Origin of the sequence: Mucilaginibacter mallensis, from assembly GCF_900105165.1 — a bacterium.
Lineage (GTDB): Bacteria > Bacteroidota > Bacteroidia > Sphingobacteriales > Sphingobacteriaceae > Mucilaginibacter > Mucilaginibacter mallensis.
In genome coordinates, this window is sequence record NZ_LT629740.1 from 3,833,747 (window position 1) to 3,848,554 (window position 14,808).

12 protein-coding genes, 1 tRNA gene and 2 riboswitches are annotated in these 14,808 nt (G+C 39.9%); all 13 genes read right to left on the reverse strand.

The window, feature by feature from the left end:
- Nucleotides 1-199 precede the first annotated feature (199 nt).
- The gene (locus BLU33_RS15465; protein WP_091367682.1) at nucleotides 200-1,003 is read right to left on the reverse strand and encodes a phytanoyl-CoA dioxygenase family protein; all 804 of its coding nucleotides are present in this window, start codon (nucleotides 1,001-1,003) and stop codon (nucleotides 200-202) included.
- A 216-nt stretch (nucleotides 1,004-1,219) separates the two neighbouring features.
- Nucleotides 1,220-1,972, reverse strand: coding sequence for an SDR family NAD(P)-dependent oxidoreductase (locus BLU33_RS15470; RefSeq protein WP_091374818.1), 753 nt, complete (start codon nucleotides 1,970-1,972; stop codon nucleotides 1,220-1,222).
- Between the two features lie 198 nt (nucleotides 1,973-2,170).
- Nucleotides 2,171-2,917: a superoxide dismutase gene (locus BLU33_RS15475; RefSeq protein WP_091374821.1), complete on the reverse strand. Its 747-nt coding sequence runs from the start codon at nucleotides 2,915-2,917 to the stop codon at nucleotides 2,171-2,173.
- A 17-nt stretch (nucleotides 2,918-2,934) separates the two neighbouring features.
- On the reverse strand, nucleotides 2,935-3,774 hold the full coding sequence (locus tag BLU33_RS15480) for a DUF4397 domain-containing protein (RefSeq protein WP_091374825.1): 840 nt from the start codon (nucleotides 3,772-3,774) through the stop codon (nucleotides 2,935-2,937).
- A gap of 20 nt (nucleotides 3,775-3,794) precedes the next feature.
- Nucleotides 3,795-6,560, reverse strand: coding sequence for a TonB-dependent receptor (locus tag BLU33_RS15485; protein ID WP_091374828.1), 2,766 nt, complete (start codon nucleotides 6,558-6,560; stop codon nucleotides 3,795-3,797).
- A gap of 87 nt (nucleotides 6,561-6,647) precedes the next feature.
- Nucleotides 6,648-7,679 (reverse strand): cytochrome-c peroxidase, encoded by a 1,032-nt coding sequence (locus tag BLU33_RS15490; RefSeq protein WP_197684510.1) that lies wholly within the window; start codon nucleotides 7,677-7,679, stop codon nucleotides 6,648-6,650.
- A gap of 64 nt (nucleotides 7,680-7,743) precedes the next feature.
- Nucleotides 7,744-8,385: a YceI family protein gene (locus BLU33_RS15495; protein WP_091374832.1), complete on the reverse strand. Its 642-nt coding sequence runs from the start codon at nucleotides 8,383-8,385 to the stop codon at nucleotides 7,744-7,746.
- 89 nt (nucleotides 8,386-8,474) lie between these two features.
- The gene (locus tag BLU33_RS15500) at nucleotides 8,475-9,791 is read right to left on the reverse strand and encodes a peroxiredoxin family protein (RefSeq protein ID WP_091374835.1); all 1,317 of its coding nucleotides are present in this window, start codon (nucleotides 9,789-9,791) and stop codon (nucleotides 8,475-8,477) included.
- Nucleotides 9,792-9,816: 25 nt separating this feature from the next.
- On the reverse strand, nucleotides 9,817-11,133 hold the full coding sequence (locus BLU33_RS15505; RefSeq protein WP_091374837.1) for a peroxiredoxin family protein: 1,317 nt from the start codon (nucleotides 11,131-11,133) through the stop codon (nucleotides 9,817-9,819).
- Between the two features lie 194 nt (nucleotides 11,134-11,327).
- Nucleotides 11,328-11,431, reverse strand: a riboswitch (SAM riboswitch).
- 569 nt (nucleotides 11,432-12,000) lie between these two features.
- Nucleotides 12,001-12,447 (reverse strand): protein-disulfide reductase DsbD domain-containing protein, encoded by a 447-nt coding sequence (locus tag BLU33_RS15510; RefSeq protein ID WP_091374840.1) that lies wholly within the window; start codon nucleotides 12,445-12,447, stop codon nucleotides 12,001-12,003.
- A 27-nt stretch (nucleotides 12,448-12,474) separates the two neighbouring features.
- Nucleotides 12,475-12,545 (reverse strand) — tRNA-Cys (locus tag BLU33_RS25160).
- A gap of 250 nt (nucleotides 12,546-12,795) precedes the next feature.
- Nucleotides 12,796-12,910: riboswitch (SAM riboswitch) on the reverse strand.
- A gap of 99 nt (nucleotides 12,911-13,009) precedes the next feature.
- Complete coding sequence (locus tag BLU33_RS15515; protein ID WP_197684511.1) at nucleotides 13,010-14,290, reverse strand: metal-dependent hydrolase family protein; 1,281 nt, start codon at nucleotides 14,288-14,290, stop codon at nucleotides 13,010-13,012.
- A gap of 37 nt (nucleotides 14,291-14,327) precedes the next feature.
- Nucleotides 14,328-14,789, reverse strand: a complete 462-nt coding sequence (locus BLU33_RS15520) for a hypothetical protein (RefSeq protein ID WP_232009305.1) — start codon at nucleotides 14,787-14,789, stop codon at nucleotides 14,328-14,330.
- Nucleotides 14,790-14,808 lie beyond the last annotated feature (19 nt).

Genomic DNA, 14,808 nt, shown 5'->3' on the forward strand with positions numbered 1-14,808 from the left:
AGTAATAGTTAAAAAAATAAAAGTTAATGTATTGGCGATTAAATATTTATCTATGTGCTTTATACTTTATTCAACTTAGTTTAGTGACCATGTGTGTGCGTTTTTAAGATCTGCCTGAACTTAATACCTGAACTTTTGCGGCCGTCAGTTTTTTCCGCCTGATAAAGTAGCCAATAATAATTGCTATGATCATGGCAATTTATTTAACAATTTTGGCCAGGCGCTGGTACAATGCCGTAGGACTATCCTCATTCTTCGGCTTATATTTCCCTGCTACTATCGGAATATAAATTACCCGCCTGCGGCTTTCCTCTCCCACTACCGATGACTGAGCCACCCGGTGCCAAAGGCGCCCATCGTGAATGGTGAGATCACCGGCTTTAGGCGTAATAGCTACTTCGTTCTCATCAACATCATGATCCAGAAAGTACTTTTTACGGAACAGCACCTGGTACAGGCTTTGTTTATGTGTTCCCGGCAGGATGCGCAGGCCACCATTATTGGGCGATGCATCACTCAGGTGTATGCCTACGTTCAGCATCGGGTTTAATTTTGTGCCGTGGAAAATATCGCGCAAGCCATCGGTATGCCAGCCCATTTTGGTAAAGCTGCTTTCCTCACTGTTTACATAATGATTAAAAACCATACCATCCTTTTCATCAACTCCTAAACGGGAGTCCGGTACCAGATCTAATAAAGTCTGGAAACGCGGATCGAGCGTAAACTCTGAAAGTAAGGGATGATGCTGATTGACGAATGCAAAACGTTGCACGATAACGGATCCGTCAAGGTCCTTACCATATTTGATCGGCACACCGTTTATCTTTTCAACGTTGTTCTCTGTCCAGTTTTTTTCCACCTCTTTTGATGCACGGATAATATCCCGCACTGTTTCGGGGTTGATAAAATTCTTAAAATGTATAAAACCGTTACGGTTAAAAAAAGCTTGTTGTTCGTCAGTAATTTCAGTACCAAGGCTGAACCTTTGATAAGTTGTGTCCATTAAAAATAAAAAGGAGGAATAATAAATGAATTTGTTAATTAAAAATACTTGTGGCATTTAACAACAACAGCAACACAAGCCAATCTGGGGGAAAGGCATTCGCATGGAGTTTGCGGTGTTTATCTTACTGTTTTGATTCATTTAACTCTATAATGTCTATATATATAGTAGACATTACAAATGTAGAGAAATATTTATCATACCAAAATTTATTTTCTATTTTTTATAAAGCCCTGCAGTAATACGTTCAATTAGCGATTTATTTATATACCGTGCGCCAATTGATGATAGCTTATTTAAAAACCCGGGTATAATCTCGGCCTTTTTCTTAAACATCCCCTCTACCCCAAGCTTTGCTACCTCAGCTGGCTTCATGTTGAATTTTTCAGCAAGATCAGCCAAAGAATCCATTCCGGCACGATGCGCAAAACTTGTATCTGTAGGGCCTGGACAAAGGCAGCTTACAGATACCGAACCTTTTAATTCCACCCTAAGTGCCCTGCTAAACGAAAGTACAAATGCTTTGGAAGCTGCGTATGCGGCTAACGTTGGAACTGCCTGATAGGCTGCTGTACTGGAAACATTTAAAATATAAGACGACTGTTGCTTTAGTTGCGGCAGTAAATAATGGGTTAATTCGACAACTGCATTTATATTAAGCTGCAACATATTTAACTGCTGCTCTATATTACATTCGTCAAAATTACCCCATAAGCCAAAACCAGCGTTATTAACCAAAACCGATACCTGCAGCTTATCGCAAAATTCCGCCACTTTTTTTGCAGCACCGGGTTCAGAAAGATCAACAGCAAAATACAATGAACCGTTCTGTAGTTCTTCATTCAGTTGTTTTAGTTCAGTTGCCGAACGTGCTATCAGAAGTAGTTTATATCCTTTTTTTGCCAATAAAATTGCTATATCCCTCCCTATTCCCTTACTTGCTCCTGTAACTACTGCATATGAATCCATATTCCACAATATAAGAAAGTCTGCAAAATTTATTGAATAGTAATGCGATTTTCTTTATTCCAAATGCAACCGGCGTGCTAATGCATCCTCGGATAGTGCATCATCTGAAATTGTGTTAATGGTTTAATGAAAGAGCTCCTGATGGGCAGGAACTCTTTACAACCAATTATAAACGACATTTAGAGAAGACAATTAATATTAACCGAGCCTTTTACCTGCTGCTTCCCAATTGACAATGTTCCACCAATTGTTAATATAATCTGCACGCCGGTTTTGATATTTTATATAATAAGCATGCTCCCACACGTCAAGAGCCAATAATGGGCTACCTTTTAACTGAGCATTATCAAATAAGGGATTATCCTGGTTGGCTGTCGACCCAATTTTTAAGGTTCCGCCATCATTTACCAACCAAACCCATCCCGAGCCAAAGCGCCCAAGGGCGGCTTTCCCAAATTCCTCTTTAAATTTATCTACAGATCCGAATGACGTTTGTATAGCATCCTGCAATTTTCCTGCAGGCAAGGTTGGACCGCCCGCCTGTAAGCTTTCCCAAAAGAAATTGTGGTTCCATGCTCCGCCACCGTTATTACGGGCTTTGGCTGAAAGCTGCGAGGCATGATCAAAAAAGTCTTTTTCTGAACTGAAATTTAAATTTTCGGCGACGATAGCTTCATTAACATTTTTCACATATGCAGCATGGTGCTTGGTATAGTGTATTTCAAGCGTAAGCGCATCCACATTGGGTTCTAATGCAGCGTAACTATATGGTAATGGCACTTGTGCGAATTTAAATCCGCCATCTGCCAATCCCCTGTTTGGTAACTTAGGTTTCGGTGCCGCTATTGCACCTAAACTATCTGAAATTATTGGTAATCCTGCCGCTGCTACTATACCGGCTTTTAAAGTACCGCGTAAAAATTTTCTTCGATTGCTGATTTTCATATCTTATAATTTTAATATTAATTATGTGTGATGATTGTTGCACCTATATCAGTGCTGTTAGGCGTACCATTAATATAAATGGTGTAAATTTTACCTGAAGCCAGTGTTATATTATTCAATAAATTATTGGCTATGGCAATAGTCGACTGATCGCTTGTTTTAGTAACATTGAAGCTTACCGTACCAGCAGGAACAGTAATAAACGGTCCTATTGAGTAGGCGTTTAAACCTGTACCTGATAATATTGCTCCACCTGCATTACCATATTTTGTATTGGTAAACAGTGGTGTGCTTTGGCCAGTTATACCAAAATCAACATTAGGGGCGCCGGGTGCCAGGTTCACAAACCGTATTTTAGCTTTTCCACTTGCGGGGGTAGTAAGGTCATCATAAAAAAGGATCAGAGAATCGGCAGTGGCTTTTGTATTCTTAATAGCAAAAACCGTTTGATAATAAGTAGCGATTGGGCCATTAGGGCCACCTGTGCTGGTAAAGGTTGCGCTGTTGCCAAACTCACGCGATACGATATATGATGTGCTTGTACCCTGTGTAACGTTTATCTGCACATCGCCAAATTGTGCATTTAGGTACGACGTATAGCCATTTAAGGGTACCAGCGTTTTTGTAACCTGGGTTATATAAGTCCAGAACTGCACCCCTTCGTTCACATCAAGCGCGTTAACAAAACTAACATATGCCGCCAGCGGGGGCCTGTTTGCAGCGTTAACATTTAAATAATCTGTTTTTTTGCAGGATGTAATAGCAAGTAAGGCAAGTGAAAGGATTAACAGATTAAACTTGTTTGGCTTAATTAACTTAGCCAAGCTATATTTTTTAAATTGATATAATGATTTCATGATCTTTTAATGATTATAAATTAGAAATGAGCTGTAAATCTTATAAATGGTTGTATACCTGCATTACCATCCTGTATGCCCACAATTGTTGGGTTTCTCAGTCCGGAGACTACAGGGCTGCTATAATCACCCAAAACATTAAATAAATTATTTATGCCGATAGTACCTTGTATTTTAGGTGTGATCTTATACCCCGCTGATATATCGGTTACCCATATTGGGTGCAGGGTCTGGTAGTAATATACCGGATTTAACGGGTCTGCGGCACTTAGCAATGTTGCTGTAGTTACCTTACCGAAATATACAGTACGCGCCAGGAAAGTGAATTTATCTATATTATAAATACCCTGTAAATTCACTTTTTGAGCCGGAATGTTGGTAGTTACCCGTGCACGCTCTGACGGGCTCAGGATAACATTCTTGTAAGCTTCGAGCCCCGGAGGGGTATTGACTTTGGTTACTTCATTTTTATCAAAGTTACCGCCGAGTAAGAATGTAAGGTTGCCATTATTCAGCAATATTTTATAACTACTGGTAAACTCTATACCTAAGGTACGTGTGCTAAATTCGTTGTAAAAAAAGTTGGCCTGCGCGGCACCTGTTTGCTGGAACAGGTTTTTCACATCTGCCGGTAAATTGTTATCAGTAGAGGTAAAGTTGCCGGTATTACCTATGCGGTTGGCAATATCTATCTGGTAACCATCAAGCGTTATTTCAACATTATCAACCGGTTCTGAGGTTAAACCAAGCGCATATCCTTTTGATCTTTCAGGTGTAAGCTTAGGTATGCCTAAAGCCCTGGCAGCAGCGCTCTGGTTTGATGCAGTTAAAATATCAACCCCTACTCCCTGCTGAAAGGTTGTGGAAATTGAGGTATAATAAGATTGTGCCAGATCAGGCGCTCTGAAGCCCGTATTCACGGATCCCCTTATGCTTAGCCAGCGATCAAAGGTATATCTGGTGGCTGCCTTATAGGTAAATACGTTTCCAAAATCGGTATAATACTCTTCACGACCCGCGGCCGATAAAAGCCATGCCTTGGTTACATTTAATTCTACATCGGCATACCCGGCGGTTATTGACCGGCTAACATCAACCGCGTTTGCAGGTTGAAATCCTAAATGTATTTGCGAGCCGGCAGCAAGGCCATTCAATGAGGTTGTGCCTGAAGATGCCAGGTAGGTAATACCATTTGCCGTTGTATCAACATTATAAATATTTCGCTGGTCGCCTTTTTGGTATGATGCCAGTTCGCCGGCATTTATCTGGAAGGTTTCAACACGGTCCTGAACGCCAAAGGCAATATTCAGCCCTTTTAAAACTTTGTCGAAATAACGGCTAAAATCCAAACTCGCTGTATTCTGACCGGCACTGTAGCTGCCATCATCAAAGCTGGTAGGACTGGTTAAACCCAGACTGGCATTTAATGAATTATCAACACGATTGCCAAAAATATTCTTCCCGAATACATTTGAAAGATCTACATTCCAGCCATTTATCTTACCTCGTATGCCTGTTGCTATTGATTCATCAACAATGTTATTTTCCATTGCAGGCAAAAATCCATCGGGATAGATGAAGTTATTGTTTCTTGAAGTCCACCCCGGTAAACGATAAGTAGCTGTAAATTGGGAGTTTCTGTCGCTGATGCCGCCAAAGGCATATACTTCTGCCGATCCCTTTAACGGAAATGCCGCATTAAAATATAGCAAAGCATTTTGCCCTGCATTAGCACCTGATCCCCGCTGATCAAAATAGTGCCTGTCAATACCTCTTGAGCTTAGTATGGCATTATCAATGGCCTGGGTATAAATAGCATCGTAGCCGCGGGTATTGGCACCTCCGCCATAAATAGGCCCATTATACAAGCCCGCAGTTGAGTTACCGGGCTGTAACGCAATGGCTTGGGTGCCATATTCAACTGTGGCATTAATATAGCCGCCATTGTTGCCCACAGCTACACCATAATTCGCATTGGTAAGCGTAACCGCTCCATCCCCTCTTTTACGTACACTACCGGTAGTACTTACCGCCAGGTCATCCGTATTCTTTTTTAATACAATGTTAATAACCCCTGCAATAGCGTCTGATCCGTATTGCGCGGCAGCTCCATCACGCAATATTTCTATATGATCAATGGAGCCAGTAGGTATGGAGTTAAGATCGTACCCGGTTGAGCCATTACCCAGGCCACCATAATTTACGTTGGCGCTTTTGTGCATGCGCTTGCCGTTTATCAGCACCAAAACCTGATCAGGACCTAAACCCCGTAACTGCGCCAGACTTAAAGCCGAGCCTGCGTCACCCGCATTACTGCCATTAACTGAGTGGAAAGAAGGCGATATATATTGCAGGATCTGCGTAACACTTGTCTGTGGAGCTGATTCAAGCAATGGTTTAAGATCAATAACATCTACAGGCACCGGTGAATTTAATTTGGTGCGGTTAGCATTATGCGATCCAACTATCTGCACCTCATTTAAAGTACTTTTTGCCGGTTTAAGGCTGATGTTAAAGTTCTTAGTCCCATCAATTAATACTTCCTGTGGTTCATAACCAATAAATGAGAATACGAGGTATTTACCGTTTCGTACTATGATTTGAAAGGCGCCATCCTTATTAGTGGTTGATCCTTCATCAAGGCCTTTTATTTTTACAGATACCCCGGGTAAGGGTGTGTTATCATCAGCACTTATTACAGTGCCGGTTAGCGTTCGCTTTTGCGCGAATATCTTTTGCCCGTAAAACAGGCTGAAAATGGATATAAAGAGTATGAATTTTTTCATTTTTATTTCAATAGTTTAAAGTAAGGGAAGCCATCCCGTGCTAATATTCATTAGCCGGGTGCATAGGGGATAATATTTTTATAGATTTTACTTACTCACCTTTTGGGCAAACCTGTCATCGGTAAGAGCTTTTAAAAAAGATACGATATCATCTATTTCGCTATCGGTAAGATTTAAGGGCTTGCTTAATGCCAGGTCGCGGTTGAGGCCACCTTTTACAACTGCTTCGGGATTATTGTAATAGGTGACCACCTCGTGTAAGGTTTTAAATTTACCATTGTGCATATACGGCGCAGTAACAGCTACATTACGCAGACTAGGAATTTTAAACTCACCTATTTCCGCATCGTTCTTGGTAATAGCCGAACGACCGGGATCATTCAGATCCTTACCATTATATAAGCCAATGCTTTTAAACCTGTCGGCTGTAAAGTCCTCGCCCGAGTGGCAGTTATTGCAGTTAGCTTTTCCAATAAACAGTAAACGCCCGCGTATAGCCGATGCCGACATCGCATTATCATCGCCATTTATATAGCGGTCATAAGGGCTGTTGGCTGTTTCGAGTGTACGTTCAAATGATGCGATGGCTTTTACCACGTTATCTTTTGATGGCGCGGCCTTAAATACTTTTTGAAAAGCATCGGCATAATATTTATCATCATTTAACCGCATTACGAGTTCTTCGATGGGCAAACCCATTTCAGTTGGCGAAGTTATTGGCCCTAAGGCCTGCTCCTCTAATGATGAAGCCCGACCATCCCAAAAGAAATGCGGCCGCCCCGACAAATTGGTAAGTCCCGGCGAATTACGCGCGGTTAAATGCCCTTCAATACCCTTACTAAAGGCAGTTGTATCGGCAAAACCAAATTCAGGCTTATGGCATGATGAACAGCTTATGGTATGGTCTTTTGATAGTATTGGATCAAAAAATAATTTTTCGCCCAATTGTTCCTTAGTTTGCACCTGATCGCTGCCTGCCATAAAGCTAAACTGCGTTATCATTAAAAAACTAAATGCTATAAAAAGTAATACTATATTTCTCTTTTTCATGACCTGGCCCTTTTCGCGCTTTTCTGCCTTTATTTCTGCTGTTAAATCCTTAATTTTTACCGATTGCATTTTGCAAAACATACCTGTACGGCTTAATTAAGCCGTTAAAACCGATGTGATTTTTTGGTGTAAATTACTGTGCGTTAGCTACAAGCGATATATCCAGATCAAAATCATCATAGATAACCTTATCGCCCAAATTCTCGAAAAAGTTCTTTGAGCGGAACTTGATATCGTATTTAGTACGATCGATAGTAAGTTTGGCATTAGCTGTTAACTTATTGTTGGTTACAGCAACTGTTGCAGGAAAGGAAACCTCATTGGTAATACCTTTTATAGTTAACTTACCCGTAATGGTATATTGCTGGTTACTGCCTTTAACAATAGATGTAGTTACAAAATCCGCCTTCGGAAATTTACCGGAATCAAAAAATGTATCACTTTTTAAGGTACTTACCAGTTTATCATTTTGTGCCGGATCTGTAAGGTCAATATCAGTTATCGTACTGATGTCAATACTAAAGTTGGCGGTTTTAAGTACATTATTTTGTACGTTAAAGGTACCGTCACTTATTTTAATATTTCCGTTATGTTCGCCGGTAGCCTTTTTTGCCAGCCAGCCAATTTTACTGGTTTGATTATCAACTTTAAATGTTTGCTCTTTTGCAATATGCTTAACAGCTTTTTTGGCTGCAGGTAATGTTTTATTTGTAGCCGAAACAGAAAATGATGCAGCTATCAAAACGGCTGCTATTAGGGTGGAATTTAATTTCATGTGAATTTTCTTTACTTTATTTGGGGTTAAGGTTTGGTTTAAAAAACCGCTGCAGCAGCAACTGCAACGGTAACTAAACGAACCACTTTTTATTTATTATTGTTATTATCTTGATTGGATATTGCGGCTATTGCAGGTGCAGGTTCGGCTATCAGTTCATCTAAAAGCTTGTTAAACTTCTTTTCATAATCCTGGTAATATTTACCTGTTACAGTGCCCGTGTAACCTGTATATATTTCGCGTACATCACCTTTCCTATCAATTATTATAGTTGTTGGAAAAGCAACGAACTTGTTAAGCGCCGGTAGTTTTTGTGAAACGATCTTTTTATCGGCAAGGCCACCAAATAAAATATCATACTGGATATTGTACTTGTCACGCAGCTTGCCTAAAGTATATTGGGCGTATTTCAGGCTGTCCTTTTGTTCAAAGCCGATCGCGATCGCCTCAACACCCCTATCTTTATTTTTATTGAACCAGGGTGAAAGGAATACTGTTTGATCAGTGCAGTTAGGGCACCAGGTACCAACCACTTCAATAATTACCACTTTGCCTTTGTATTTATCGTCACTTAGTGATACTGGCTTGCCGTTAAGATCAGGGAAAGTAAAATCGAGTTTTTTGTATCCTTCCTTTAAATAAGTTAGCTTATATGGATCTGGCAGTTCGGCCTTATCATCTTTAACCCCATCAAATTTGGTGTTATCATAAATACCTGCTGCTATTTCGCCGCTTATAGTGCCATCATCATTAATGTGGCCTTTATAAATTTTAGGACTTGGGCCGGTAAAGCCTGATAATTCAAACTCGTTTCCTTGTACGGTACCTTCCAGTTCGCGGCTATCACCTGTTACCTGCATGATTACACCGGTAAGTTTATTCCCGTTTTGCTTTAACAAGGCTATCTTATTGGGAACCTGCTCTTTTGAATAGACCTTCAACTCCCATTTACCGGTGAGGTTGGCCGTTGGTGGTACATCTTTTCCGGGCTCAACAAAACGGTACTTTTTACCATACTCTGCAGTAAAAGGTAAAGAATTCCCCCTAAAACCTGGTACAAGACTGCGGTATTCCCCGCTTATGGTGCCATCGTCATTAATTTTTGCAACAAGGGCGGCATCATAAGTATTCATCTTTATGAATAACGAATCACTGCCCAGGCGCTTAACGTGAAAATTGTCGCGACGGGTACCATTTAGCAACGTAAATACAGCGTGCTCGGCATCTTTGCCTTTAACTTCAAAATTAAAAGGCACCTGGGTTTCGCTTATGGTGAACACACCACGCCAAACACCTTGTTTTATAAACTTTTCTGCGGGAGGGTTACCAGCGGCAAATGCGGCGCTGCTTAATAATATGCCTGCAAGCAGGCACTGTAATGTTTTTGAAAAAATATTGGTTTTCATTTTATAGTATGATTTATAACAAGGGTTATTGGTTTGATGGCTTATCGGCTGCTACAGATGCGGTTACTGTTTCGGGTACTGGTTCAGCGATTAGTTCATCAAGCACTTTGTTAAATTTCTTTTCATAATCCTCATGATATTTGCCGGTTACCGTACCTGTGTAGCCTGTATATATTTCGCGCACATCGCCTTTTCTGTCGATGATGATGGTAGTTGGAAAGGCAATGAATTTGTTTAAGGCAGGCAGTTTTTGCGAAACGAGCTTTTTATCAGCCAGGCCACCAAACGCTATATCATACTGAATATTATATTTTTCCTTAAGCTTGCCCAGTGTATATTTTGCATAAGCAAGACTATCTTTTTGCTCAAAGCCAATGGCAATGGCTTCTACTCCCCTATGTTTGTTTTTATTGAACCATGGCGACAGAAAAACAGTTTGATCTGTGCAATTAGGGCACCAGGTGCCTATAACTTCAACAATTACCACCTTGCCCTTATATTTATCATCACTTAATGATACCTGCTTGCCATCAATGCCCGGGAAAGAAAAATCCAGTTTTTTATACCCTTCTTTTAAGAAAGTAATCTTGTATGGATCGGGCAACTCCGCGTCGGCATTTTTAGCGGCATCAAACTTCAGGTTCTTATAAATACCGAAACCCTCTTCGCCGGTAAGTGTATGGTCAGGATTAATTTTACCCTTAATAATGAAAGGACTTGGACCGGTAAAGCCAGATAAGGCAAATTCATCTCCTTGCACAGTACCTTCTATTTCGCGGGTATCACCCACAACGGTCATCACAACACCGGTAATTTTATTACCCTTTTGTTTTAATAAGGCAATTGATGCAGGTACAGCATCTTTACTATAGGTTTTGATTTCCCATTTACCGGTAAGATCTTCTGCTGGTGCAACATCTTTGCCTGGCTCCACAAAGCGATAACTTTTGCCATACTCGGCAGTAAATGGTAATGAGTTACCTCTAAAATTAGGCACCAGGCTACGGTATTCACCGGTTAGGCTGCCGTCATCATTAATTTTTGCAACCAGGGCCGCGTCATAGGTATTCATTTTAATAAATAATGAATCCTTACCTAAGCGCTGCACATGAAAGTTATCACGGCGCGAACCATTTAACAATGTAAATACCGCATGTTCCGGATCTTTTCCCTTTAGTTCGAAATTAAATGGCACCTGTGTTTCGCTTACAGTAAATACACCCCGCCATATACCTTCTTTTATGAATTTACCGCCAGGATCATTTGTGGCCGACAGTAATACGCTGCTAAATAATATGCCCGCTACCAGGCATGTTGATTTAAATAAGTTTTTGATAATCATAGTGTTGTTAAATTTTACATGTTAAAAATTTTGACATAAAAATCCCCTTGCAGCAACAGCCTTGCCATCAATGCGATAAATAAATCCTGATTTTATTTAGGGAAACTACGTGTTACAGGCAGCAGCAACAACATCGTTGCGCAACAACACGTACAGGGATAGAATAGTAATTACATTTTTTCATGATGTTAGTTAATTTATTTTCCTAAACATTTAGGAAAAAGTAAAGCACTTATTTCAATTACTGAAAAGTTGCTAGAAGATCACAGAGCTTCCTCTCCCTTCTTCTTAATAAATCAACTAATTAATGGTGGGTTTAATTAGATGTAGTAAAGGTAACAATAAAAATCAATTTTACAAATAATCTATAGACTTAGTAGACATTTATTTTATTTTTTTCATTCCTATATTTAATTACAATTTGTGCATTTTTATAACTACATAAATTGAATTGCATAACGATAGCCTGAAGGAGTTAACACCCTGGACTGTGTAGAAAGTAAGCTCGATGAATTTCCACCATTACAAAAAGCAAATACAATTTTCACAGCCAGGATGTTAACCTTAACAGGTTATTACCGCTATGGATAGTAGGCTTTATATATTGTAATGACAACAACAGGTATGGCTGCCACCGGCCTGTGTGTTTATAGGATTATACTGAAAATAGTTAAACTCTGCGTTCATGGTATAGTTTAAGTATTGGGGAGACTTTAAGGTCTCGCCTCTTTGTTTCACAGATCAATTGGTGGCTATTGTCTGCTTATTTTTATAGACCAAATTAAAAAAAATATTTAATCTGGCGGCATTTAAAGTTTATTTTTTTGTTAATTATATGATATAAATCATATAATCTGCTTTTCTAATCTATTTTACAAGTATAGTAAAATCAACATCATCAGGCGGCAGGCATTGCTTGCTGTTGCAGGCCATAAATTGTATACTGCCTTTAACTAGCTGTTGATTAGAAGCGAGCTTTACCTTTTGCTGAAAAACAACCGATTTTTCAAAATACTGCACATCCATATCGAAAGCCTTTTCATAATGAGTAATTGGTTTGGGTTCAGCGGTAATACCTAATAAACTGTAACCATCTGCGGGAGTAAAAGTTAATGTGGTTTTTACAGGGCCGCCATCTTTAACTGTTTGCGAATAAATATGCCAGCCACTATCAATTGTGGCTTTTATAAATATTATGGCTGTTGAATTATCAACTTTTTTAGCGCCATATGACCATTTTACCGGTGCAAGTACCTGCGAATAAGCATTGGCGTAAATAATAAAAGTTAAGGCCGCGATTATTATTTTCTTCATTTCTAATTGTGATTTAGGTGTTTATTGATGTCGCGGGCAGATTCGAACTCCCGTACAGGGTTTTGCAGGCCCTTACCTATCCTCTCGGTCACGCGACTGTATTAGTTTTATATGCAATAATGAAAATTTGGCGATAATATATCCATCGCGTAATTAATTCTGGTTAGTGTTTTACTGCTGGATGAATTTGTTAAACAAGAGCATTCATTGCTGGATATGCCAGGATCAGCTTGCTTTTTTACGATTTCGTGGAAGTATATTTTCATTTGCTTAATAATTATTTACTTGTTTGTAAATACTTACCAGAAAGAAAACAAGAGAATATGCCTTTAATTGATAGTCTGCTGTTTCTTATCTGTCTCCGTTTCCGGAGCAGGAATTAGCACCTTTTACTTGCTAATATAAGCAGGTACAGGTTGCTAAGACGTCATAGGGCCTTTCCCTCTGTCTTTCTGGATAAGTATTAAAGAACAATTATAATACAAATATATGAATATATTCTACTATTCCTATAGATATTATATATTTTATTAATTAAATATACCTCATATGTATTTAGGTATCACCTAAGGTATATTTTCCCCGCTTTCATTACAAACACTACGTTTTTCATTACTTTAATATCCGCTAGCGGGTCGCCGTCAACTGCAATTACATCAGCAAACTTGCCTTTGCTGATACTGCCTAATTCCTGCTCCTTTCCTAAAAGTATGGCTGCATTAGAGGTCGCCGATTTGATGGCTTCTATTGGCGGCATCCCGGCGTCAACCATATACCCGAACTCCAGGTAGTTCAGCCCATGGTCAAACGCACCGGCATCAGTTCCGAAAGCAATTTTAACTCCGGCTTTATAAGCTTTTGCGAAAGTCCGCTGGATCTGATCGCCAAAGGCAATCGCTTTACCGGCAATAATTGGAGGATAATATCCTTTTTTTGCTGAATCGGCAACTGCTTTACCGGCAATAATAGTGGGTACATACCAGGTACCATATTGTTTCATCAGCCTAATATCCTCATCATCCATATAAGTACCATGTTCAATTGAGGTTACACCGCCCAATATAGCCCTCCTTATCCCTTCGGCGCCATGTGCATGGCAGGCAACTTTCAAGCCGTAATCGTTGGCTGTTTCTACTACCGCCTTAATTTCATCAATGGTAAACTTCGCTTTTTTATTATTATCGCCCAGTTCAAAAACGCCTCCTGTTGATGCGATCTTTATGACATCGACACCAGCTTTTACTTGTAGCCTTACAGCTTTTATCAGCTCGTCCCTGCCATCGGCAACCCCGTCTTCGGGGCCGGGACGATGATTAAATACATCATCCCGGAATCCGTTCGTCGGGTCGCTGGCACCACCGCTTGATGAGATGATCTTTCCGGCGGTAAATATCCGCGGACCATCAACCCAACCCTTTTCAACCGCATTTCTCAGGCTGATATTTACACCTGTACCGCCAAGATCACGTACAGTAGTAAAACCGGCTAAAAGTGTCTTTTTAGCGAAATTTACTGAACGATAAGCGATATCCGCATCAGATAGTGTAAAGGTTTCCAGCAAGGTATTGGTACTAAGGATATCCTCCAGGTGTACGTGGCAATCTATAAGGCCAGGTAAAACGGTTTTTGATTTTAAATCAATTACTTTATCCGCACTGCCTGCTTCAGGATAACCGCTGACTATATTTTGTATACGACCGCTATCCACAATTATGGTTACTTTATTTTGAACAGTATTTGAAAGCCCGTCGATAAGTTTACCACAGTACAGGTAAGTTTTCTGTGCCTGTACAATTTGTGAGCACAGCAATAACGACAGCACTATTATCCTTTTTATCTGCATATCTTTTCGTTGAAAAATTTATTAGCCTATACTATTTTTAATTTAATGGAAGATTTTCAACAGTAACATCCCAGTGTGCCAATACAATCTCCCATCTCCGCTGCTCTTCCTTTTTGTAGGTTTCCTGATCGGGGAATAATTGCAGTTTATAAGGATCAACAATGCTGTAATCAAAGGCTAGCGCAGCCGTTTTAAAAACCACGCTTACTTTCAAATCCCAGCGACTCTCTTCGCTGCTATGTAATCTTGGAGTTTCTGCCTCAATGCTAATTACATCGCCTTTTTCCTGTAACTTTTTTAATAATGGGTAGTGATTCTTCTTCCACAAGGCAATAAACTCATCGCTATACCCCCACTTTATTTTGTAATAATCTTCTATTTTAAAATACTCGGCAGGGTTTGCTTTTTGGGCCGAAGCGCGGTTACCGGAAATCAACAGAATTACTGCTATCAGCGCTACTGTTAATAATTTGAAGTGGTGCATGGTTACTTTTTTCATGTCGTTTAGTTTTTACAAA